Raw genomic sequence first — 21,885 nt, 5'->3', positions numbered from 1 at the left:
CCTCAGCGCGGCGCACCAAATGGGTGACAACAGAGCAAGAACGTTCAAGCCATCACCTGTGGTGGCTTGGCATGCTGGCCTGCCTTGTCCACATGCCCGCTTCCTATGCCGTCCATCGCACGTCACGCCTTTTTGCAGGGCGCCATCGCCATCATGCCGCTGTCGCTTGCCGTCGCGCCCTGGGGCCTGCTGGCCGGCTCCATGGCCATCGAAGCCAACCTCAGCGCCTGGGAAAGCCAGGGGCTCTCGGCGATCGTCTTTGCCGGCGCTGCGCAGCTGGTGGCCATCGGCATGCTCAAAAGCGGTGCCAGCCTGGCCTCCATACTGCTGACAACCTTGTTACTCACCTCACAGCACCTGCTTTACGGGCTGTCGATGCGCCCAGCGCTCTCCCCCTTGCCACTGCACTGGCGCCTGGGGCTTGGATTTCTGCTGACCGATGAGTTCTTTGCCCTGACCAGTCGGCACGACCACCAGCATTTCAATCGCTGGTATGCCTTAGGTCTAGGCTTCACATTCTACGTTGCATGGAATCTGTTCACGTGGGTCGGAATCGTGCTGGGGCAAAGCATTCCACACCTTGATCAGCTAGGCCTGGACTTCTCCATCGTCGCCACTTTCGTCGCCTTGATCACGCCCCTGGTACGTAATCTGCCTACGCTCGCGTGCGTCGCCGTTTCACTGGCCGCTTCAGTACTGCTCAGCCATTGGCAGTGGGAAACGGCCTTGGTCAGCGCCGGCCTGCTTGGGATGAGCACCGGCTTCGCATGCCAGAAACTTCGGAGGACCGTTTGATGACCTGGCTGCTCATCATCGGCATGGGCATAGTGGTGTTCCTCAATCGCTATGCTTTTCTCGAACCGCGCCTACCGTTGCGCCTGAGCGCCCATGCGCGTCAATTCCTGGGCTTTGCGGTGCCAGGTATGCTCACGGCCATCTGCGGCTCTATCATCTTCTTGCCAGGGCATACGCTTAACCTGCAACCGCTCAACCCGTACCTGCTGGGGGCGGTGGTGGCTGCCGCACTGGTGTGGTTGACCCGTAGCGTGATGCTGAGCATGCTGTTGAGCATGTTGATTTTCTTCGTCCTGCGAAGCGTCCTTTCATGAACACCACTACCCGTGAGCAAACGCATCTATGGCAGGCACCGGCGCTGGGCGATGTGGAAATGCTGCACGCCCAGTATGTGCAACAACGGTTTGCACCACACGTGCATGAAGGCTATGTGTTCACCGTGATCGAATCCGGTGCCCAGCGTTTCTGGCACCGGGGCAGCGAGCATCTTGCACCGGTTGGCAGCATGGTCCTGATCAATCCGGACGAACTGCATACCGGTGCCAAGGCCCACGAGGCCGGGTGGCGTTATCGCGGGTTCTACCCTGAACATGAGCGCGTTACCGGTGTGCTGGATGAATTGGAACTGGGCCATGGGGGGATGCCGCGCTTTCGCGATAGCGTGATCCATGATGCTGGCCTTGCCAGCGCCTTCAGCCAACTGCATCAGCTGTCCGAAAGCAGCGCCAGCGCACTGCAACAGCAAACCGTATGGCGCCAGGCGGTGTTGGCGCTGGTTCAACGCCACGGACGCCTGGCCGATCTGTCTGCCCCTGGTCGCGAGCCTCGCGCTGTTGCACGCGCAAGAGAGTTGCTGGAAACCCACTTGGCTGACCCGCCGTCGCTGGAGTTACTGGCGGCTGCCGTCAACCTGTCGCCGTTTCACTTCGCACGGGTGTTTCGCCAGGCAACGGGCATGCCCCCTCACGCCTGGCTCAAGCAGCGACGCCTTGTAAGGGCCAGGGAGCTGCTCAAGGAGGGGCAGCCGCCTGCGACAGTGGCGTTCAGCCTGGGCTTTGCCGACCAGAGCCATCTGAACAGACAGTTCAAGCAAGCCTATGGCATCACCCCGGGGGCCTACCGGCTGGCCTGCTTCGCCGCGTGAGCGCGTCAATGCGGCGCAGGCGTTTGGCCATGGCGCTGCTACACTCAAAAGGCTGAAAGGAGGAGCCGTCATGTCCGAACGAGAGATCACCACCCTTCTGTCACTGATGAACCAGCGGCAAGCGTGCCTTAGCACTGCTTGCAAGGCGATTGCCGACTGGATCGATCGCCATGGCGACCTGCCGGCGGCCGGCAAGATACGGGCAAGCCTGAAGGCCTTGGAAGCTGACGAAGCACGTGTGCGGCGTGCGCTGACGTCATTGACGCTGGACAGGCCACTGCCGAAGTTTCGCAGTTGAACCAGCTGGGGCCGCAAGGCAGCCCCGCCAGGTGTTACGGGTGGCTCATGTGCATATGTTCATGCTCACCTTGCGCCTGCGCAGTGAGCGCGCGTACCTGAGCTTGCACGGCCACAGTCTCGGCGGTGCCATCGGCGGTTTCTACCGTCAGCGTCAGCGGAACCTGCTGGCCTTCCTTCACCTGATCGTTCAAGCCCATCAGCATCACGTGCAGGCCATTGGGGTCCAGGGTGACAGGCTTACCGGCCGGCAGCGCGACAGCCTTGACCTCACGCATGCCCATGACGTCCCCGTTCATGTTCATTTCATGCACTTGTACAGTCTTGGCCACAGGCGAGGCGACACTGACCAGCTTGCTGTCGCTACTGGCGGTAATGGTCATGAAGGCACCGGTCGACTGCTGGTGAGGCACGCTGGCGCGCACCCACGCCTCGCTGACTATGGTCTGGGCCATTACCGGCCCAGTGAGGCCCAGCAGGACCAACGCAGCCAGGCCGCGCTTAACGGATTGCAATGACATTCAGCAGATCTCCATCAGGGTAACCAGGTCTTCGGCACATTCCTTGGCTGTGAGGGAATGCCCGAGGCTCAGCCGCAGGGTGCCACGGGTGTCGTAAACGTAGCTGGTGGACGAATGTGAAATGGTATAGGTGTCACCGGCCGGGACTTTTTCGTAGAACACCTTGAACTCCCTGGCCACGGCGTCGATTTCTGCAGGCGTACCGGTGAGCGCGACGAAGGTCGGGTCGAACGCCTTGACGTAGGCATCGAGCACTTGCGGCGTATCGCGTTCTGGATCGAGGGTAATGAATACCACCTGGAACAGATCACGGTCTCGACCGCGCAGCAGTTTGCGGATCTGGGCGGCTCGTGCCAGTGTGGTCGGGCAGATGGCCGGGCACTGGGTGAAGCCGAAGAAGACCATCGGCATGCTGCCGTAGAAGCTTGAGAGGGTACGGACGTTGCCTTGGGGATCGCGCAGCGAGAACTTGCGCCCAAGGATTTCGTTGCTCATGTTCTTGCCATACTTGAACTCGAGCCCACGCGCCGGACTGCAACCTGCCAGCAGGCCAAGCCCAAGAACGCCCATGCCGGCGACGACTGCACGCCGGGTCAGAAGATCATTCATGAAACCATCCTTTACAGGGAAGGTGCCGACCCTCGGGGCGGGCCGGGCAGAAAACCGGCGCATTCTGGCATGCCCCCCAAGTACCTTCTACCCACTGGCGGCGATTAACCCCTGCAGGCCGCTGATTACGGGCAGCGGCCGATTGTCGCAGGGCTTGCAAACGTAACAGTTTGTTGCTAGTGCAGTGCGGCACGTCGCCTTCCAGGGCCAGCGCCAAGCCAGATTCCAGCTCGGTGCAACCCCTGATGCCTTAGTAGTAGGCGTTTTCTTTCTGGCTATGGTCCGTCACATCACGCACACCCTTGAGCTCAGGAATGCGCTCGAGGAGTGTCCGCTCGATGCCTTCCTTGAGGGTGACGTCCGCCTGACCGCAACCTTGGCAGCCGCCGCCAAATTGCAGGACAGCGATGCCCTCGTCGACGACATCCACCAGGCTCACCTGACCGCCATGACTGGCCAGGCCAGGGTTGATTTCGGTCTGCAGATAGTAGTTGATGCGTTCGTTGATGGGGCTGTCTTCATTGACCATCGGCACCTTGGCGTTAGGCGCCTTGATGGTCAACTGGCCACCCATGCGGTCGGTGGCATAGTCCACCAGCGCATCTTCCAGGAACGGCACGCTGACAGCGTCGAGGTAGGCAGTGAAGCTTTTGAGGCCCACAGCAGTGTCATCAGGCTTCTCTTCACCCGGCTTGCAATAGGCGATGCACGTCTCGGCGTACTGGGTACCCGGCTGGGTGATGAAGATACGAATGCCGATACCCGGCGTGTTCTGCTTGGACAGCAGATCAGCCAGGTAGTCATGGGCGGCGTCGGTAATGGTTATAGCGCTCATGTAGGTTCCTCACAGACTTGTACGCCAGTGTACGCCAACGCAGCCCTCTAACAAAGTCCTAGTATTTGACTCGGGAAAGCACATACGGCTGCGCCTGCACGCTCGGTGCTTGCATCCAGGCCTGCATGTAACGGTACAGGCCGCGCTCGATCCACTGGTAACTGAGCCACGACAGCAGTGCGATGCAAGGCACGCAGACGGCGAATGTCAGGTACGGGTCCAGCCCCTGTTGCTGGCTGGCAAACCAGCCCAGGTGCAGGACCAGCACATGGATCAGGTACACCGAATACGAGCAGTCGCCCAGCGCCTTGAGTACGCGATTGCCAGTGAACAGCGGCTCCATGGCGATGAAGGCCAGGACGACCATTGCGCTGGGCAGGCCCCAATGCAGCAGCCGTTGAGAGGCGTCTAGCTGATAAATGGCCAGCGCGGCCACTGCCAGAAGCCCCAGCGGGACCCAGACACCCTGACGGATCAGACCACGGCGATGCAGCACCCCGATACCGATGCCGAGCAGGAATTCATAGACGATGTCATTGTTGTAGAAATGACTGACCACGCCCAGGCGCCCCAGGACCTCGCTCACCACTACCAACAGCCCGGCCACCACCAGCAAGTGCAGGCGCCGGCCAACGAGAAACGCCATCCCGAACAGCAGGTAGAACATCATCTCGAAGTTCAAGGTCCAGCCGACGTTCAGGGTGGGGTACATACCGTAGCCACCTGGGTTCTCTGCCGGTATGAAAAAGAGTGAACGCAATAGGTGCTGCCAGGTGAACACCTGATGCGGCATCCATTGACTGAAGGCCAGCAGCATCAAGGCCATCAAGGCCGAGTAGAACCAGTAGGCCGGCACGATACGCAGCACTCGGTTTAGCAGAAACTGATGCGGGACAACCTGCTTGTCGCAGGTCGAAAGGTAGATGACCAACCCGCTGATGACGAAGAAGATATCCACGCCGACCGCACCCCGATCAGTGAACAATTGACCGACAGGCCCGGACGCGTGAAAGTCGAAAAAAACCTGCATGAAGTGGTGGCATACGACCACCCAGGCGGCGAAAGCACGAAGTGCCTGAAGCGAATACAGCATGAAGTACCCTGCGTTTGCCGGTGCATTCAGGCACCGGCTGCAGCGCAGCTGCCGGTGCCACTCATGGCTTGGGACCGCAGGAGGGCGCGAAAGGTCAGCGCGCCCCGATCAGAGGTTTTCGTAGCGGTTCATGTCCAGCACGCCGGCCTCCACCGGGTCGGTTTCCAGTATGAACGCACTCAGGTCATGGAAATAACGCCAGAATTGCGGGTGGGTTCGGCGTATACCCCATCGCTCGACGATGCGCTCGAAGCGAGCGGTATCATCCTTGGCCTGACTCATCAGGTCGACGAAAACCGCTACTTCGGCGGCTGGCACGTTGAACATGAAGTTGGGGTAGCTGGTCATGACCCCGGGCTGCAAGGTCAGGGTATCGAGGCCCGGCTGGTAACGATAAGCCTCGCCCAACAGGAATGCCACGTTGCTGTGCGCCCGGTTGCGCATCAAGGTATAGACCTGCCGCTGCCCACCCTGCCCTTCGATGCGCAGCAGCGTCGCCTCGGGCAATTGATTGATCACTTTCAACCCTGCGGCCGGACGCGAAACCAGCCGGCTGAGGGACTGCTCTGCATTGCGGAACTCTTCAGTTAACTGCGGCCGCGAACAGTACGCCCCCTGGCAGCGGTTGATCGGGTCGGGTGAAGCATTGATGCTGGCGGTCCGCGCGATCAGCTGCAACCCGAAGTCGCGTTTGGGGTCGTGTGAGCTAAGGGCAAGGCCGCTTGGGGTATCGGCGTCGATGTTTTCGTAGTCGAGCCACATCTTTATCTTGCCGCTGTCCTGATACCAGTCGCTCAGGATGCTTTGGCGCGCCTCGGCCGGCATCAGGCGCAGGAAGTTGACCTCGGCGCCGTTGCGGATCAGGTCGAAGTACAGGCGCGTCTGCAACTGGTGCGACAGGTTGCCGAAGACGTCGAAGTTGACCGCCAGCTGGTAGTAGGTGCGCTCGAGCAAGGGGTAGTCGAACAACCACATCGTCAGGGGCACATCCCCCACCAGGCCCTTGGTCACTGTAGCGCTGTCGAAGTGACGGAAGATGCTCAGCAACGCGTTGTCGTTGCCTGTCCACAAGGTCGACCAGCCCGGGGCCGGCATGTCGGCATAGGCCTCACGGCGCAGTTTCTCGTACTCGTTGCGCTTGTCGCGATAGGCACGCCACAGTGCGAGCACACTGCCCACATCGTCGTTCTGACCCGGCATGGCGAGCAAGGGCGTGGCCTTGCCACGGTAACGGGCATCGGTGACGTAGCGGTCGAAGGCAGGCTCCTGGAACAGCGCCCAGAAGTTGTCGCGGATCACGTCCGTGGCAATCTGCCCACGGCACACCGGCCCGCGTATGAAGGTGCGTACGAAGTACTCGGCGTTGTCGAGCATGAATTGGTAGCGTGCCACCGCCGGGATCGCCTCGAAGGTTTCAAAAGGGTTGGCGCGGTGACGAGGGCCGTAGCCTGGCAGCGTGGTCACCTGCCAATCGCCGGCGTAGAAGAGCTGTTTGACCCGCTTGAGTTTTTGCGGACCGAGGGGGTATGTGATGTGTGTCTTGTGCACGATCACGCCCTGGATGGGAATCAGGCGATAGAAGAACTCTGTTCCGGGCGGATCATTGGGCCTGCGCGTGGCGATGATATCGGCAGGCTGCCCGCTGGGCGTGCGCGAGCGCACCCATTGGAAAAAGTGCCCCTGCTCACCCCCGGTAAAGTGGATGTGGGCGAGGAACAGATGCTCGTACAACCAACGCCCCACCAAGGCTTCTGAAGCTCCTGGACGATTGAGCAGCGCTTCCCATTCGGCGATCTGACGGGCTTCGCTGGCACTGGGCTTGATCGCCTGGTACTCGACTGGCGCACCCGCCGCCAGCCAGCCACGCAGTGTCGCGTATTCCTGGTCCGTCAGGCCGGTGACGGCCAGCGGCATGCCTTCTTTGGGATGCGCACCGGCGTAGGCGTCGAACTCGTGGGGCAACGGGCACATATTGTTGCGGTTCAGGCCTAGTGCAATCTCATCCGGTACCTTGGCATTCGGGGTGAGCGGCGTCTTGTGCCCCAGTTCGAGCATGCGCGCCATCAAAGCGGCTTGGCTGCCCTGGTTGTCGAGCACCGAATAGAAGCCCTTCTTGCGCCACTCGGCCTCGCCATGAGCGTCATAGAACAACCGGGTGGGCGCCACGGCCTTGCTGCGCTCGCCCTGGTAAACGGGCACCTTGCTGGCGCCGCGCACGGCGCCTTCGGCTGCCTCCAGCTTCAGCTGGCAGGCAGCGTCGTTGCAGGCGTGGCAGGCGACGCATTTTTCGGTGAAGATCGGCTGGACATCACGGGTGTAGGAGATGGCTGGACTTGCTTGAAGACCTTGCCCGAACGCCGCGCTACTGAGTAAGAGAGCGACAAAGCCGGCAAGCATACGATGCACCATGTGCGAGATGTCCTGATTATGTGCAGCCAACGCAATAAGCATGGGCTGTGTTTGTATTAATAGCTGAGTAAGACCCAGGCAACATGAACATATTTCATGGAAACCGAGCGCACCCCTAAAAACCGTGCAGCTTTGTTATGATTCAGCACTTTCTGATTTCCGCCCGTCCAGGTAGTTCATATGTCCGACCGCAGCGCTCGTCTTCACGCCCTTCAACAAGCACTTAAAGAGCGCATCCTGATTCTCGATGGCGGCATGGGCACCATGATTCAAAGCTACCGGTTGGAGGAAGCCGACTATCGTGGCACGCGCTTTGCCGATTGGCCAAGCGACGTCAAAGGTAACAATGACCTGCTGCTGCTGAGTCGTCCAGATATCATCGCGGCCATCGAGAAGGCTTACCTGGACGCGGGCGCCGATATCCTCGAGACCAACACCTTCAACGCCACCCAGATCTCCCAGGCCGACTATGGCATGGAATCGCTGGTGTATGAATTGAACGTGCAAGGGGCGCGCATCGCCCGCCAAGTGGCCGATGCCAAGACGCTGGAAACACCCGACAAGCCGCGCTTCGTGGCGGGCGTGCTCGGCCCGACCAGCCGCACCTGCTCGATATCTCCCGATGTGAACGACCCGGGCTACCGCAACGTCACGTTCGACGCGCTGGTGGAAAACTACATCGAGGCCACCCGCGGGCTGATCGAGGGCGGTGCCGACCTGATCCTGATCGAAACCATCTTCGACACCCTCAATGCCAAGGCGGCGATCTTCGCCGTGCAGCAGGTGTTCGAGGACGACGGCATCGAGCTGCCGATCATGATTTCCGGCACCATCACCGATGCCTCCGGCCGCACATTGTCCGGGCAGACCACCGAAGCCTTCTGGAACTCGGTCCGGCACGCCAAGCCTATATCCGTCGGCCTGAACTGCGCATTAGGCGCCAAGGACTTGCGCCCTTACCTGGAAGAGTTGTCGAGCAAGGCCGATACTCACGTTTCGGCCCACCCCAATGCGGGCTTGCCCAATGCCTTCGGTGAGTACGACGAAACCCCGGCGGAAATGGCGGCCGTGGTCGAGGAGTTCGCCGCCAGTGGCTTCTTGAACATCATTGGCGGTTGCTGTGGCACCACCCCTGGGCATATTCAGGCAATCGCCGAGGCCGTGGCCAAGTACCCGCCACGGCCAATCCCGGAGATCGCCAAGGCGTGCCGCCTCTCGGGCCTGGAGCCCTTCACCATCGATCGCCAGTCGTTGTTCGTCAACGTCGGTGAGCGCACCAACATCACCGGCTCGGCCAGGTTCGCGCGGCTGATTCGCGAGGAAAACTACACCGAGGCCCTGGAAGTGGCGCTGCAGCAGGTAGAGGCCGGCGCCCAGGTCATCGACATCAACATGGACGAAGGGATGCTCGACTCCCAGGCGGCCATGGTCCGTTTCCTCAACCTGATCGCCGGCGAGCCGGACATCTCGCGCGTGCCGATCATGATCGACTCTTCGAAGTGGGAGGTGATCGAGGCTGGCCTCAAGTGCATCCAGGGCAAAGGCATCGTCAACTCCATTTCCATGAAAGAAGGCGTTGAGCAGTTCAAGCACCATGCCCGCTTGTGCAAGCGCTATGGCGCAGCCGTGGTGGTCATGGCCTTCGACGAGGTTGGCCAGGCCGACACTGCCGCGCGCAAGCAGGAAATCTGCAAGCGCAGCTACGACATTCTGGTCAACGAGGTGGGCTTCCCCGCAGAAGACATCATCTTCGACCCGAATATCTTCGCTGTCGCCACCGGCATCGAGGAACACAACAACTATGCCGTGGATTTCATCGAGGCCTGCGCCTATATCCGCGACCACCTGCCGCACGCCTTGACCTCGGGTGGGGTGTCCAACGTGTCGTTCTCGTTCCGGGGCAATAACCCGGTACGCGAGGCGATTCACTCGGTGTTCCTCTACCACGCCATCGCCAACGGCCTGACCATGGGCATCGTCAATGCCGGGCAGTTGGAAATCTACGACCAGATCCCAGCGCCGTTGCGGGAAAAGGTCGAGGATGTGGTGCTCAACCGCACGCCCCAGGGCACCGATGCGCTGCTGGCCATTGCCGACGACTACAAAGGCGGCGGTGCCACGCGGGAAGTCGAGAACGAGCAGTGGCGCTCGCTGCCGGTGGAAAAGCGCCTGGAGCATGCGCTGGTCAAGGGCATCACGGCGTTCATCGTCGAGGACACCGAGGCGTGCCGCCAGCAATGTGCGCGGCCGATCGAGGTCATCGAAGGCCCCTTGATGAGCGGCATGAACGTGGTCGGCGACCTGTTCGGCGCCGGCAAGATGTTCCTGCCCCAAGTGGTCAAGTCGGCCCGGGTGATGAAGCAAGCCGTTGCGCACTTGATTCCGTTCATCGAAGCCGAAAAAGGCGACAAGCCCGAGGCCAAGGGCAAGATCCTGATGGCGACGGTCAAAGGCGATGTGCACGACATCGGCAAGAACATCGTCGGCGTGGTGCTCGGCTGCAACGGCTACGACATCGTCGACCTGGGGGTGATGGTGCCCGCCGAGAAGATCCTGCAGACGGCTCGGGACGAGAAATGCGACATCATTGGCCTGTCGGGCCTGATCACACCGTCGCTGGACGAGATGGTGCATGTGGCGCGCGAGATGCAGCGCCAGGGTTTCGAGCTGCCGTTGATGATTGGCGGTGCCACCACTTCCAAGGCCCATACGGCCGTGAAGATCGAGCCCAAGTACAGCAATGACGCCGTGATCTACGTCACCGATGCGTCTCGCGCCGTCGGCGTGGCGACGCAATTGCTGTCCAAGGAGCTCAAGGCGGGTTTCGTCGAAAGCACACGCCAGGACTACGAAGAGGTACGCGCGCGCACGGCCAACCGCAGCGCCCGGACCGAGCGCCTCACCTACGCCCAGGCAGTGGCGGCCAAACCCCAGTACGACTGGGCCGGTTACCAGCCAGCCGTACCCTCCTTCACTGGTACCAAGGTCCTGCATGACATCGACCTGCGCACCCTGGCCCAATACATCGACTGGACGCCGTTCTTCATTTCCTGGGATCTGGCGGGCAAGTTCCCGCGAATTCTCACGGACGAAGTCGTTGGCGAGGCGGCGACTGCCCTGTATGCGGACGCCCGCGAGATGCTCGACAAACTGATCGACGAAAAACTCATCAGTGCTCGCGCAGTGTTTGGCTTCTGGCCCGCCAACCAGGTGGCCGATGACGACATCGAGGTGTACGGCGAAGACGGCGCTGCGCTGGCGACCTTGCACCACCTGCGCCAGCAAACCATCAAGCCCGACGGCAAGCCCAACTGGTCGCTGGCCGACTTCGTGGCCCCCAAAGCCAGCGGTGTGACCGACTACGTGGGCGGGTTCATCACCACGGCCGGTATCGGGGCCGAAGAAGTCGCCAAGGCGTACCAGGACAAAGGCGACGACTACAGCTCGATCATGGTCAAGGCCCTGGCCGATCGCCTGGCCGAGGCCTGCGCCGAATGGTTGCATGAGCAGGTGCGCAAGGATTACTGGGGGTATGCCCGGGAGGAGCAGCTGGACAACGAAGCGCTGATCAAGGAGCAGTACCGTGGCATCCGTCCAGCGCCGGGCTACCCGGCATGCCCCGACCACACCGAGAAAGAAACCCTGTTCCGCCTGCTCGACGGCAGCGCCATCGGCGAAACCGGCCCAAGCGGCGTCTTCCTGACCGAGCATTACGCCATGTTCCCGGCCGCGGCTGTCAGCGGCTGGTATTTCGCCCACCCGCAGGCGCAGTACTTTGCAGTGGGCAAGGTGGACAAGGATCAGATCGAGTGCTACAGCACCCGCAAAGGTCAACCAATAAGTGTCAGCGAGCGCTGGCTGGCGCCAAACCTTGGGTATGACAGCTAAGGCACACCCGCATCCAGCGGTTCCCGTGGGGCGCAGCTGGAAACAAGGCGCGTCAGTGTTGATGCGCCATGTGATCGGTGAGCAGGATTAGGGGTGAGTGCCCCAATACACCGCCGTGATGACGACCAGCGCGACCAGGCACAGGATTGCCCAGGTATCGACGCCATGGCTGGGCTTGCGCAACTTCGTTGGATTGGTCATGGCATTGCCTCTTGTAGTGATTATGGGAATGCACCGCACAATCGGCAGTTAAGACCAGCAAAGACCTTTGCTCAAGCAGGGCTTTTCAGTATTCGACCGGTGACGTCAGGAACGGGTACTGATAGCCAGCCGTGCGCTCTATCGCGCTGTACGCCTTGAAGTCCACGCCGTGGTCGGCCAACTCCAGTCGTTTAAGCCATTGCCCGGCCTTGGCCTGGTCGATGCTCTGCAGCACAGGCAGGCTGTAATTGCGCAGGCCGTCGCGCCCGAACGGCAGGCCGTGGGCATCGTCATACAGCATGACCATGGCCCAGCCCCCAAGGCTGAAATGCCCGCCCATCAGTACACTCAAGCGCCCATCCAGACGCGCACGCAACGCCTCCCCCGAGCTGTTCACCGCACTGAACATGACATCCTTGCCTGGCTTGAGCCCCGCTTCCTCGAACGCCTGCATGGCCCCAAAGGCCATCTCGTCGTTGGCCGACCATACAAGCCGTGTCTGTGGGTAGCGTTCGAGCAGAAACCGCGCCTGCTCGTAGGCGCGCTGCCGGCTCCACCCGCCGTACACCACCTGCCGCAAGCGCACCTGGGGGAAGTCGGCCAAGGCGCGGCGCATGCCTTCTTCCCGGCGCTGCGAGGCAGGCGTAGTTTTCACGCCTGAGAACGCGACCAAATCCACTGGGCCACTGGTGGCAGGCAATTGCGCGATCATTTCACGCAACATCTGGAAACCGGCTTGTTCGTCATTGGTGGTCAAAGAACCCAACGGCTGCGCGAATTTGTCAGGCCGAGCGCTGACAGCCCGCGCCTGGCTAGGCGTCAAGCCGTTGTTGACCAGCAACAGCTTGACCCCCGTCCCTTGCGACAGGCGCATGATCTCAGGGGCGATGTACTGCTCGTTTACCAGTACCAGGTAATCAGGTCGCCTGGGCCCATCGAGGGCCGCCCGGGCCTGGCTCAGGGCAAGATCGGTCCGGCGCTCGCCATACTCCACACGCAAGTCCATGCCCAGTTCGTCAGCGGCGGACTGCATGAACCGGCTGTAGCTGGTCCAGAATGTCTCGTCTGGCGAGCCCGGGTTGAGGAAAACCACTGACACCGGCTGCGCACTTGCGCTCAATGGCAGGGCGAAGCACAGGCAAAGGCAGCGGTACAGGGCCTTGAGCATAGGCTGACGTCTCTGAAGCAAACCCAGGATTATACCCCTCGGGTCAGAACTGGCGCATAAATGGCAGTCAGTCTCACATAGTCCGTTTGGTTCTTTTCATATGCAAAAACATCACTTTTGCGCATAAATACAACCTGCTATGGTGCCCCGGCTCCGAACCGGAGTGCGCGGCCGTGCGCGCGAATAGCTGCATGCCTGAGACAGGACTTTTATGTACGTATATGACGAATACGATCAGCGGATCATCGAGGACCGCGTCAAGCAGTTCCGTGATCAGACCCGCCGCTACCTGGCCGGTGAGCTGAGCGAGGAAGAATTCCGCCCGCTGCGCCTGCAGAACGGCCTATACATTCAACGATTCGCGCCGATGCTGCGTGTCGCCGTTCCTTATGGCCAACTCAATGCCCGGCAGGTGCGTACCCTGGCCAAGATCGCCCGCGATTACGACAAGGGCTACGCGCACATTTCCACCCGCCAGAACGTGCAGTTCAACTGGCCGTCCCTGGAAGATATCCCCGACATCCTGGCCGAATTGGCGACCGTGCAGATGCACGCCATCCAGACCAGCGGCAACTGCCTGCGCAACACCACCACCGATCAGTTCGCTGGCGTTGCCGCCGATGAAGTCATCGACCCGCGCCCCTGGTGCGAGATCGTCCGTCAGTGGACCACGTTCCACCCGGAATTCGCCTTCCTGCCGCGCAAGTTCAAGATCGCCATCAACGGTTCGAAACAGGACCGCGCGGCCATCGAAGTGCACGACATCGGCCTTGAGCCGGTGCGCAACGACGCTGGCGAGCTGGGTTTCCGCGTCCTGGTCGGGGGCGGATTGGGCCGCACGCCGGTGGTCGGTTCGTTCATCAATGAGTTCCTGCCCTGGCAGGACCTGATCAGCTACCTGGACGCTATCCTGCGCGTCTACAACCGCTACGGCCGCCGGGACAACAAGTACAAGGCGCGGATCAAGATTCTGGTCAAGGCCCTGACACCTGAAGTCTTCGCCGAAAAGGTCGAGGCCGAAATGGTCCACCTGCGTGGCGGCAGCAGCACGCTGACCGAGGCGGAAGTGCAGCGCGTGTCGCGTCACTTCGTCGACCCGCAGTACCTGGCGCTGGACGATGTCGACTACAGCGCCCTGGACAGCGAACAGCCAGGGTTCGCGCGCTGGCGCTCACGCAACACCCGCGCCCATAAACGCCCTGGTTACGTGGCCGTGACCCTGTCGCTCAAACCCACCGGCGTTGCTCCAGGTGACCTCACCGACAAGCAGCTCGACGCCGTAGCCGACTTGGCAGAACGTTACAGCTTCGGCTTCCTGCGCACCTCGCACGAGCAGAACATCATCCTGGCCGACGTCGAGCAACGCCAGCTGCATGCCCTGTGGCTGGAGCTCCGCGAGAGCGGATTCGCCACCCCGAACATTGGCCTGCTGACCGATATCATCTGCTGCCCAGGCGGTGACTACTGCTCATTGGCCAACGCCAAGTCTATCCCCATCGCCGAATCCATCCAGCGTCGTTTCGACGACCTGGACTACCTGTTCGACATTGGCGAGATCGACCTGAACATTTCCGGTTGCATGAATGCGTGCGGTCACCACCACGTCGGTCATATCGGCATCCTGGGCGTGGACAAGAAGGGCGAAGAGTTCTACCAGGTATCGCTGGGCGGCAACGCCGCGCGCGACGCCAGCCTTGGCAAGATCCTGGGCCCCTCGTTCGCCCAGGACGACATGGCCGATGTGATCGAGAAGCTGATCGCCGTCTACGTCGAACAACGCACTGAAGAAGAGCGTTTCATCGACACGTACCAACGCATCGGCATCGACCCCTTCAAGGAACGCGTGTATGCAGCGAATCATTAAGCACAACCAGATCGTCGACGAAACCTGGCACCTGCTGCCTAAGGAAACTTCGTTCGACGAACTGACCAACTGCGACGACTACATCGTGCCCCTGCAGATGTGGCGCGACCATGCCCATGCCCTGAAAGCCCGCGACGGTGGCCTGGGCATCTGGCTGGACAGCGACCAGGAGGCTGAGGAGATTGGCGAGGACGTCCAACACTTCCAGGTCATCGCCCTGAATTTCCCTGCCTTCACCGACGGGCGCAGCTATTCCAATGCGCGCCTGCTGCGCGACCGCTACGGCTACAAGGGTGAGTTGCGCGCCATCGGCGATGTGCTGCGCGACCAGCTGTTCTTCATGGCCCGTTGCGGTTTCGATGCATTCGCCATCCGCGCCGACAAGGACCCCGAAGACGCCCTGCAGGGCCTGAAGGACTTCTCGGTCACCTACCAGGGTGCCACGGACCAGCCGCTGCCTTTGTTCCGCCGGCGCTGAGCCCGTTGTTCGTCACGGCCGTGCACCTGCCACGGTCGTGACGGGCAGCCCCCACACTCGACCACACCGGTACTCCGCACACATCAGCATTGTTGTCGCCGACGCAATTATGAAGTCTGCCTGGTGATGATTCTCGCTTTGTCCCAGGCACGCTACGCTTTTCGGACACATTCATGCCGAGGAGTCGAGCAATGTCCCGTCCACCGCTGCCACCTTTCACCCGCGACAGCGCCATTGAGAAAGTCCGTCTGGCCGAGGACGGCTGGAACAGTCGCGATGCTGCCAAGGTGTCGCTGGCCTATACCCCCGATACCGTATGGCGCAATCGCGCCGAGTTTCCCCGCGGGCGAGCCGAGGTTGAGGCTTTCCTGACCCGCAAATGGAACCGCGAGCTTGATTATCGGCTGATCAAGGAGCTTTGGGCCTTCACCGAAAACCGTATTGCCGTGCGCTATGCCTACGAGTACCGCGATGACAGCGGCCAATGGCACCGGGCGTATGGTAACGAGAACTGGGAGTTTGCCCCGGACGGGCTGATGCACTACCGGCACGCGAGCATCAACGAGCACCCAATCGCAGAAAGCGAGCGCAAGTTCCATTGGCCGCTCGGCCGACGCCCTGATGATCATCCGGGCCTAAGCCAGTTGGGGCTCTGAACCACGGCCAGGCGCACAGGGGCGCTTTGAGGCCTGCAAGCGGTGTACAGTAGCTGCACAACAACATCGCCAAGGAGCCCGCCCATGACCGTGACGCTGTCACCGCTGCATATCGATTGCGACTTCGATTCTGGCAACATCGAAGTCATCGACGCCAGCAATCCTGCCCAGGTCCGCCTCGCCATCCGGCCGGACACCCACAGTGGCCACTACCAGTGGTTTCACTTTCGCGTCAGCGGCCTGACGCCTGGGCAGAAACACCGGTTCAGCCTCGACAACGCTGCTGGCTCGTCTTACAAGAATGCCTGGACTGGCTACAACGCCGTGGCCTCTTACGACCAGCAGGCCTGGTTTCGGGTGCCCAGCCAATTCGATGGTACCGCCCTGAGCTTCGAGATCACGGCGCAGCAACCGCAGATCTGGTTCGCCTACTTCGAACCCTACCCCCGTGCACGCCACAATCAACTGATCGAACGTGCGCTCGCCCTCCCCGGCATCACATTGCTGGCCAGCGGCCGCAGCATCCAGGGTCGCGACATCCCGCTGCTGCGCGCAGGCGACGGTGCAGCGGGCAAGCGCAAGGTGTGGTTCATCGCCCAGCAACATCCCGGTGAGCACATGGCCGAGTGGTTCATGGAGGGGCTGATCGACCGTTTGCAGGCTGGCGACGCCACTGTCCAGCAACTGCTGAGCCGCGCTGATCTGTACCTGATTCCTAACATGAACCCTGATGGTGCCTTCCTGGGCCATCTACGCACCAATTACGCCGGCAAGGACCTTAACCGCGCCTGGCAGGACGCCAATGTCGAGCTCACTCCGGAAGTGTTCTTCGCCCAGGCGCAGATGAAACAATATGGTGTGGACGCCTTCATCGACGTGCACGGGGATGAAGAAATCCCCCATGTATTCACTGCCGCCTGCGAGGGCAACCCAGGTTACACAGCCCGCCTCGCCCACCTGGAAGAAACCTTCCGCAACACGCTGATGAGCCTGACGGCAGACTTCCAGACCACCCATGGGTACACCCGTGACGCGCCAGGTAAGGCCAATACGACGTTGGCCTGCAACGCCGTGGGGATGGCGCACGACTGCTTGTCACTGACCCTGGAGATGCCGTTCAAGGACCACGACGATGCCCCCGACCCGCGCACGGGCTGGTCAGGGCTGCGCTCCAAGGCATTGGCGAGCGCCGTATTGGATACGCTCGCCGCGATGGTAGACGACCTGCGCTGAGCCTGTTCCTGCCCTCAGAACTGGACGTCCAGTACCACGCTGTCCGAGTAGCCGGCAGCCGGCGGCGTGGCCTGGTCGGTATAGACGCGGGCATTGTAGTTGAATACCTGACTGCCAGTGCCCGTGCCCATGCCCGGGTTGACGTCGGCGTCGGCACTGGCCCGCCTGGCGCTACCGCTCGCGCCCCAGCGAACGGTGCCGGCGCCCTTGTAGATGTCGTATGCCAGGTAATTGTTGGCAGCCGACTTCATGCGCCGCCGCCCGCTCAGCACGTTCTGCCCATCGCTGAGCCCGACGCTGTAGGCACTGCCTTTGGTACAAGAAACGCTCAGGCTCTGGGTTACCGTTGCGAAGGCGCTGACCACAGGCGCAGAACCGAAGTTGATATTCGGTGTAACGATCTGGCAATCATTGGTCACCGTCAGGCTGACGGTCAGGTACTGGGTGCCTGATCCGGTATCCCGCCCGATGCACAACCCGCCCAGCGAAAGCCCTTCACAATAGTTCCAGGTCCAATCCAGCTTGAGGGTCTCCCGATAGAGACCTGCCGCCACGTTACTCCCGATCTGGGTGCGAAGGTACAACGGTACAGTCTTGGGCGTACCGTTGAGCAAGCCCAGCAGGTCGAGGATACCCGTGCGTCCGTACTCGAATGCAACACCGCGGCTGATGGGAAAGTTGGTGGTGGCATCGGCGTAGAGCGTATACGGGATGACATCCCCTGTAGGGCCAAGCAACACCCCCGTGGACGGCTGTACCGTCAGCTTGAACGAGTCGGTGTTGCTGAGCACGCTCAATACCGTGCCATTGCACTGTAAACCGGCGTTCGCCGTGGATGCTGTCTGCACGGCGGTGCGAACCTGGGTTGAATTGAGGGCGCCGAACAGAGCGGGCGCGGTGGCCACCGACGCGCACTTGGCCAGGGCAGGCTCTGCGCAGAGCGCTAGAAACCCTGCGCAGAGCCAGGCTTGATGGCGGCTCACTTGCACACCAACGGCCCGACCAAAGGGATCGAGCCGGTGCTTTCTGGCAGGGTGAAGTCGACCTCGCACTGCCCTCCCCCCGCCAGTTCGACCTGCAAGCGGTTAGTGGCCTGCAAATTTTCCAGGTAAACCAGCCCATCCCACCCCACCACGGCCTGGGCGCCGCTTTGCACGTGTCTGACGCGGCTCCCCAGGCTCAGCGGTCGCTGATTGCCATCCACCAGTTCCAGGCTGGCTGCCTGCACCTGCTTGAGTTCGAAGTCGAGCAGATAACCGCTGCCACGGCGTACGGCAACGCGTTGCTCGACGTGCGGTGCCAGAATGTCAGGCGGCAAATCCATCGGGTCTATTTCATATTTGCCTCGGTAGTAGGCACTGCTATAGGGCACAAGCAGGTGACCGCGTTTGTCGGTGCGGCCTACCGGCTGGTTTTCGTATCGCACGGGCACATCGGCGTAGCCAGAGGTGCTGACCACGACGAACGCATCATCGATGCGGTTGGCCGCGAACAGGCCGGCGTCCATCCACACGATCGAGCCGCTGGCATCGGCCCACCGGGTCATTTCTCCACTGCTGCCGTAGACACCCGCCTGCAGCTGGACCGACTGCAGGCGCCAGGTGGCGTCGGCCTGGCGGTAAGCCTGGCGATCGCTACCGGTGGCATACCCGAGGTTGTAGCCCACCCCGGTACCCACCGGAACCGCCCGGCTGTAGTTGGCCCGCTGCTGGTGCTGGCCGTCTTTGTTGCGTTCGATGCCCAAGGCCAGGGTGCCGGTCATGTCGAACGGAATCACCAGTTGCGCCTGCGCCGCCCATTGGCGATCACCCACCTCTCGGTTAGCAGAGAAGTAAATACTGCTGTTGCCCCACAGGGGCCTGCTGTAACTGAGGTTGATCAAACGTGTGCGGGTGCCGTCCCCGGCGCGCACATCGAAATAACCGGCGCCCAGGTTCCGTACTGGTTGAGGTTCAAACTCAGCGTCACCTGCTCGCTGCTCCTGCTCAGCTGCATGTCGCGCCGGTCGATGCGGGTTAGGTCGGCGTAATCGCCATGGCGTTGCAGGCGCTGGTAGCTGAACCCCAGGCGTTGACTGTTGTATTGATAACCCAGGGCGGTTTGCTGACCTTGGTTGCCTTCGAAACGGCTTTGGGCAAGTGCAGCATTGAGCACCCCGAACTGCCCTAGGCGCATGTTCGTCCCCAGGCCCCCGAGCATCAGGGACTCGGCCGTTTGCGCATGGGCCTCCAGCGTGAAGGTATCGCTCAGGCCGTGGCGCAGGCTGGCCGAGGCCACGCCTGGGCCGTATCCGAAGTCGCGCACCCCATAGTCACGCCTGAGACTGCCGGCTGCCACCGCATAGTCGGTCAACCCTTTTTGCAACAGGCTGCTGGTCACATAGAACGGCAGGGTCGTGGACACTTGCCTGCCCAGGGTGTCGGTGGTCACCACCACTGCCTCGTCGGCACCGTTGATGAAAGGGACGTTGGTCAGCGTATAGGGGCCAGGCTGCAACTCGGTGGTGCTGGCCCGGTAACCATTGATGAAAAGCTCAAGGGACGTTGGCACGGCCGCTTCGCCTGCGAAGGCGGGCAACGGGTAGGTCACAAGGTCTGGCCGGGCAGCAAAATCCCTGGATAGCTGCAGCCCGCCCAGGCGCACTGAGCTACTCCAGGGCAAGGCGGCGGTGATCAGGTCACCGGCCTCGACGGTCAGCATCCGTTGCTCGTCGGTGAAGCGCCAGGTGGTGTCGTAACGCAGGAATCCATCACCCGTGCCACTGCGCGTCACGCCGTTGAACGAGCGCCGCCACTGGCCAGTGCTGGACACGGTCCCCCAGCTGTCGAACACGCGTAGTTCATTCCAGGCGGCGAGGTAGGTGCCGCTGTCATCGGTATCGTTCAGGTACAGGTCATAGTTGAACAAGGCACCGAAGCTGCTGCGCGCATCGGTAGGCGGGTAAAGCGTGCGCTCACCGACTTGCTGGTCCGGCAACCAGCCTGGGGGCACATCCAGCCGCAGTTGCTGGTTCTGGCTGTCATATTCGGCATGCATCCCAGCAACGGCGTCCAGGGCCACGTCGCCTGAGGGGTCGCCGGGCAACGCAAGGCCTGCTGCGCGCAGCACGTCACTGCCTATGTAAAGGCGCCCGGCCTTTTGCTGCACCGGCACCAATTCAGCCTTTGGCATCTGGTTCACCGTGAGGTCCAGGTACAAGGTGGCATCGGCAACCGCCGACAGCTCCGTTGGCGGCGGCGGCAGGTCGTCTGCCAGCACCAGGGTAGAACCGGCCAGTGCCAGCCCCAGATACCCCAGGCGCTTCGTCGCGAACCTCTTCACGCATCGGTCCTGACCATTGCCGGGCCCTCCCTGGCCCTGTGACTTGCCTGTAACTTATCGACCCTGGTTGATGACGGCCGCCTCGCCCTGGCCGTTGACCCGGCCCTTGAGTGTTCCATCGGCCCCCACGGCCAGCGGCGCTGGCCAGCGCATGCTGGCCCCGGGCAGTACATAGCCCAGCAGCCCTTCTGCAACTGGTTTGGCCTGGTTGCCTTGCTGCACCACCACATCGGTCAGGCGTGCATGCACCGGGCCGGTGTTTCGCAACTCGATGTACGGCTTGCCCTGTATCATCACCGGCTGCCAGGTCAGCTGGGGCTTGCCTACACCCTGCTCGTTGCGCTCGCCGTTCGGGTCCGGGCGGCCCCACAAGCCTTCCCCGTAGACGAACAGCGGCACCGAGTAGCGCATCTGCAGGCGAATTGCGGCCGTGGTCCCGGCCTCGGCCTTGTCCACGGGCACTGCGGGGGGAATTTCGTCGATGATGATGCGGTAGGCCTGTTCCTGACCGGCAGGTGCCGCACCTGTGCGCGTCAGGCGAATGAGCTGCTTCTGACCGGGTGCGATAGTGGCCACCGGCGGGCTGCCGATGATTTCACGTTGTGCGCTGAACTGCTCCTCGAAGCGCCCCTGACGCCAGGCAAATACACGCACTTGAAGGCTTGCCGCCGCGGTCCCGCGATTTTCCAGCCACAGCGCCCCTGCCTTCTGTCCCGCTTCCAGCACAGGGTCAATGGGCCAGATCAGTACCGACGTGGCGGCTAACACCGGCTGGCCAGCCACGCTGCACATCAGCAACAAGGCTCGGATCCATTTGCTGCGTTCTCTCATGAAGCCCTCCTTGGACGGTATGGTGGCGAATCGACCGGTCACCAGGTCAATGTCACCTGGACCACGTCGGTATAAGTACCGGCAGGCACCGTTCCGGGTAGTTGGAGCCTTCCGTAGACTGGCAGCCTTACCGCTGCAGGGTCGGCATAACTCACGTTCACGTTTTGCCCAATGCCGATGCCCTGCGCCAACGCAGCATCCTGGTACAACTGGTAGGGCACTACCTGCGTGCCTCCCGTACGCTTGAGGTTGCGCAAGCCTGCGTTCGCGTTCTGGCCAGCATCCAGGCTCATGCTCAGCACTACCCCTGGCGTGCACTGCAGCGTCACGCTCGAACCGCCCAATGCCGTACTCAGCACGGCCGTGGACAAGGCTGACTGCGTACCGTAGTTCAGAGTGCCGTACTGCGTGGCGCCCCCTATGACCAGACAACCGGCGACAACTTGCGCATTTACCGCGAAGGTACTGGTGGTGGCCGCACCCAGGGGGCCAGCCAGCATCAGCATGCACCCGGCAACGGTCCCTGCACGCCAAACGCGCAT

At 61.8% G+C, this 21,885-nt stretch carries 18 protein-coding genes and 1 pseudogene; 9 read left to right on the top strand and 10 right to left on the bottom strand.

Annotated elements, in window-relative coordinates:
• Nucleotides 1–105: 105 nt before the first annotated feature.
• The 4 genes from ACF8R3_RS06195 to ACF8R3_RS06180 all read left to right on the top strand — a co-directional run bounded on the left by ACF8R3_RS06195 (nt 106) and on the right by ACF8R3_RS06180 (nt 2,237).
• Complete coding sequence (locus tag ACF8R3_RS06195) at nt 106–795, top strand: AzlC family ABC transporter permease (RefSeq protein WP_058637357.1); 690 nt, start codon at nt 106–108, stop codon at nt 793–795.
• Nucleotides 795–1,109: an AzlD domain-containing protein gene (locus tag ACF8R3_RS06190; protein WP_196126352.1), complete on the top strand. Its 315-nt coding sequence runs from the start codon at nt 795–797 to the stop codon at nt 1,107–1,109. The genes ACF8R3_RS06195 and ACF8R3_RS06190 overlap by 1 nt, the downstream gene beginning before the upstream one ends.
• Entirely contained in the window at nt 1,106–1,939 is an 834-nt protein-coding gene (locus ACF8R3_RS06185) for an AraC family transcriptional regulator (protein WP_058637359.1), read from the top strand. The genes ACF8R3_RS06190 and ACF8R3_RS06185 overlap by 4 nt, the downstream gene beginning before the upstream one ends.
• Before the next feature lie 70 nt (nt 1,940–2,009).
• On the top strand, nt 2,010–2,237 hold the full coding sequence (locus ACF8R3_RS06180) for a hypothetical protein (RefSeq protein ID WP_392515226.1): 228 nt from the start codon (nt 2,010–2,012) through the stop codon (nt 2,235–2,237).
• A 34-nt stretch (nt 2,238–2,271) separates the two neighbouring features.
• Here the strand turns inward: ACF8R3_RS06180 and ACF8R3_RS06175 are convergent, their stop codons facing one another.
• The 5 genes from ACF8R3_RS06175 to ACF8R3_RS06155 all read right to left on the bottom strand — a co-directional run bounded on the left by ACF8R3_RS06175 (nt 2,272) and on the right by ACF8R3_RS06155 (nt 7,703).
• Nucleotides 2,272–2,757 carry a copper chaperone PCu(A)C gene (locus ACF8R3_RS06175; RefSeq protein ID WP_392515224.1) on the bottom strand — a complete coding sequence of 162 codons (486 nt, stop codon included), beginning with the start codon at nt 2,755–2,757 and terminating at the stop codon, nt 2,272–2,274.
• Entirely contained in the window at nt 2,758–3,366 is a 609-nt protein-coding gene (locus ACF8R3_RS06170; protein WP_058637362.1) for an SCO family protein, read from the bottom strand. It abuts the gene before it with no gap.
• 250 nt (nt 3,367–3,616) lie between these two features.
• Nucleotides 3,617–4,201: a Fe-S biogenesis protein NfuA gene (gene nfuA, locus ACF8R3_RS06165; protein ID WP_023536208.1), complete on the bottom strand. Its 585-nt coding sequence runs from the start codon at nt 4,199–4,201 to the stop codon at nt 3,617–3,619.
• A gap of 58 nt (nt 4,202–4,259) precedes the next feature.
• A complete protein-coding gene (locus ACF8R3_RS06160; RefSeq protein ID WP_196185576.1) occupies nt 4,260–5,294 on the bottom strand; it encodes an acyltransferase in 1,035 nt (344 codons plus the stop codon).
• Nucleotides 5,295–5,402: 108 nt separating this feature from the next.
• A complete protein-coding gene (locus ACF8R3_RS06155; RefSeq protein WP_326383813.1) occupies nt 5,403–7,703 on the bottom strand; it encodes a fatty acid cis/trans isomerase in 2,301 nt (766 codons plus the stop codon).
• A gap of 180 nt (nt 7,704–7,883) precedes the next feature.
• On the opposite strand from ACF8R3_RS06155, the gene metH reads away from it, so the two are divergent.
• Complete coding sequence (metH, locus tag ACF8R3_RS06150; protein WP_145255314.1) at nt 7,884–11,591, top strand: methionine synthase; 3,708 nt, start codon at nt 7,884–7,886, stop codon at nt 11,589–11,591.
• Between the two features lie 286 nt (nt 11,592–11,877).
• Here the strand turns inward: metH and ACF8R3_RS06145 are convergent, their stop codons facing one another.
• Nucleotides 11,878–12,960: an ABC transporter substrate-binding protein gene (locus ACF8R3_RS06145; RefSeq protein WP_196185578.1), complete on the bottom strand. Its 1,083-nt coding sequence runs from the start codon at nt 12,958–12,960 to the stop codon at nt 11,878–11,880.
• Between the two features lie 211 nt (nt 12,961–13,171).
• Between ACF8R3_RS06145 and ACF8R3_RS06140 the strand changes: the two genes are divergently transcribed.
• From ACF8R3_RS06140 to ACF8R3_RS06125, 4 genes are all read left to right on the top strand, one after another.
• Complete coding sequence (locus tag ACF8R3_RS06140) at nt 13,172–14,824, top strand: nitrite/sulfite reductase (protein ID WP_196185579.1); 1,653 nt, start codon at nt 13,172–13,174, stop codon at nt 14,822–14,824.
• Entirely contained in the window at nt 14,808–15,302 is a 495-nt protein-coding gene (locus tag ACF8R3_RS06135) for a DUF934 domain-containing protein (protein ID WP_027914639.1), read from the top strand. Before ACF8R3_RS06140 ends, ACF8R3_RS06135 begins: the two co-directional genes overlap by 17 nt.
• 191 nt (nt 15,303–15,493) lie before the next feature.
• The gene (locus ACF8R3_RS06130) at nt 15,494–15,958 is read left to right on the top strand and encodes a nuclear transport factor 2 family protein (RefSeq protein WP_058637368.1); all 465 of its coding nucleotides are present in this window, start codon (nt 15,494–15,496) and stop codon (nt 15,956–15,958) included.
• 84 nt (nt 15,959–16,042) lie between these two features.
• Nucleotides 16,043–17,191 (top strand): M14-type cytosolic carboxypeptidase, encoded by a 1,149-nt coding sequence (locus tag ACF8R3_RS06125; RefSeq protein ID WP_392515220.1) that lies wholly within the window; start codon nt 16,043–16,045, stop codon nt 17,189–17,191.
• Between the two features lie 14 nt (nt 17,192–17,205).
• Here ACF8R3_RS06125 and ACF8R3_RS06120 read toward each other — a convergent pair whose 3' ends face one another.
• From ACF8R3_RS06120 to ACF8R3_RS06105, 4 genes and pseudogenes are all read right to left on the bottom strand, one after another.
• Nucleotides 17,206–18,174, bottom strand: coding sequence for a spore coat protein U domain-containing protein (locus ACF8R3_RS06120; protein ID WP_392515219.1), 969 nt, complete (start codon nt 18,172–18,174; stop codon nt 17,206–17,208).
• Nucleotides 18,171–20,467: pseudogene (locus ACF8R3_RS06115) on the bottom strand (fimbria/pilus outer membrane usher protein). The gene ACF8R3_RS06120 and the pseudogene ACF8R3_RS06115 overlap by 4 nt, the downstream one beginning before the upstream one ends.
• A gap of 99 nt (nt 20,468–20,566) precedes the next feature.
• Entirely contained in the window at nt 20,567–21,343 is a 777-nt protein-coding gene (locus ACF8R3_RS06110; protein ID WP_197843968.1) for a molecular chaperone, read from the bottom strand.
• Nucleotides 21,344–21,381: 38 nt separating this feature from the next.
• Complete coding sequence (locus tag ACF8R3_RS06105; protein WP_392515217.1) at nt 21,382–21,885, bottom strand: spore coat U domain-containing protein; 504 nt, start codon at nt 21,883–21,885, stop codon at nt 21,382–21,384.

The organism is Pseudomonas sp. FYR_7 (assembly GCF_043106155.1).
GTDB classification, from domain to species: domain Bacteria; phylum Pseudomonadota; class Gammaproteobacteria; order Pseudomonadales; family Pseudomonadaceae; genus Aquipseudomonas; species Aquipseudomonas parafulva_B.
This window is presented reverse-complemented; position numbering and strand designations above follow the sequence as displayed.

What these genes read in the sequence shown, in the direction of transcription:
- ACF8R3_RS06195 (WP_058637357.1), top strand. Translation starts at nt 106, where the DNA reads ATGCCGTCCATCGCACGTCACGCCTTTTTGCAGGGCGCCATCGCCATC.
- ACF8R3_RS06190 (WP_196126352.1), top strand. Translation starts at nt 795, where the DNA reads ATGACCTGGCTGCTCATCATCGGCATGGGCATAGTGGTGTTCCTCAAT.
- ACF8R3_RS06185 (WP_058637359.1), top strand. Translation starts at nt 1,106, where the DNA reads ATGAACACCACTACCCGTGAGCAAACGCATCTATGGCAGGCACCGGCG.
- ACF8R3_RS06180 (WP_392515226.1), top strand. Translation starts at nt 2,010, where the DNA reads ATGTCCGAACGAGAGATCACCACCCTTCTGTCACTGATGAACCAGCGG.
- ACF8R3_RS06175 (WP_392515224.1), bottom strand. Translation starts at nt 2,757, where the DNA reads ATGTCATTGCAATCCGTTAAGCGCGGCCTGGCTGCGTTGGTCCTGCTG.
- ACF8R3_RS06170 (WP_058637362.1), bottom strand. Translation starts at nt 3,366, where the DNA reads ATGAATGATCTTCTGACCCGGCGTGCAGTCGTCGCCGGCATGGGCGTT.
- nfuA (WP_023536208.1), bottom strand. Translation starts at nt 4,201, where the DNA reads ATGAGCGCTATAACCATTACCGACGCCGCCCATGACTACCTGGCTGAT.
- ACF8R3_RS06160 (WP_196185576.1), bottom strand. Translation starts at nt 5,294, where the DNA reads ATGCTGTATTCGCTTCAGGCACTTCGTGCTTTCGCCGCCTGGGTGGTC.
- ACF8R3_RS06155 (WP_326383813.1), bottom strand. Translation starts at nt 7,703, where the DNA reads ATGGTGCATCGTATGCTTGCCGGCTTTGTCGCTCTCTTACTCAGTAGC.
- metH (WP_145255314.1), top strand. Translation starts at nt 7,884, where the DNA reads ATGTCCGACCGCAGCGCTCGTCTTCACGCCCTTCAACAAGCACTTAAA.
- ACF8R3_RS06145 (WP_196185578.1), bottom strand. Translation starts at nt 12,960, where the DNA reads ATGCTCAAGGCCCTGTACCGCTGCCTTTGCCTGTGCTTCGCCCTGCCA.
- ACF8R3_RS06140 (WP_196185579.1), top strand. Translation starts at nt 13,172, where the DNA reads ATGTACGTATATGACGAATACGATCAGCGGATCATCGAGGACCGCGTC.
- ACF8R3_RS06135 (WP_027914639.1), top strand. Translation starts at nt 14,808, where the DNA reads ATGCAGCGAATCATTAAGCACAACCAGATCGTCGACGAAACCTGGCAC.
- ACF8R3_RS06130 (WP_058637368.1), top strand. Translation starts at nt 15,494, where the DNA reads ATGTCCCGTCCACCGCTGCCACCTTTCACCCGCGACAGCGCCATTGAG.
- ACF8R3_RS06125 (WP_392515220.1), top strand. Translation starts at nt 16,043, where the DNA reads ATGACCGTGACGCTGTCACCGCTGCATATCGATTGCGACTTCGATTCT.
- ACF8R3_RS06110 (WP_197843968.1), bottom strand. Translation starts at nt 21,343, where the DNA reads ATGAGAGAACGCAGCAAATGGATCCGAGCCTTGTTGCTGATGTGCAGC.
- ACF8R3_RS06105 (WP_392515217.1), bottom strand. Translation starts at nt 21,885, where the DNA reads ATGCGCGTTTGGCGTGCAGGGACCGTTGCCGGGTGCATGCTGATGCTG.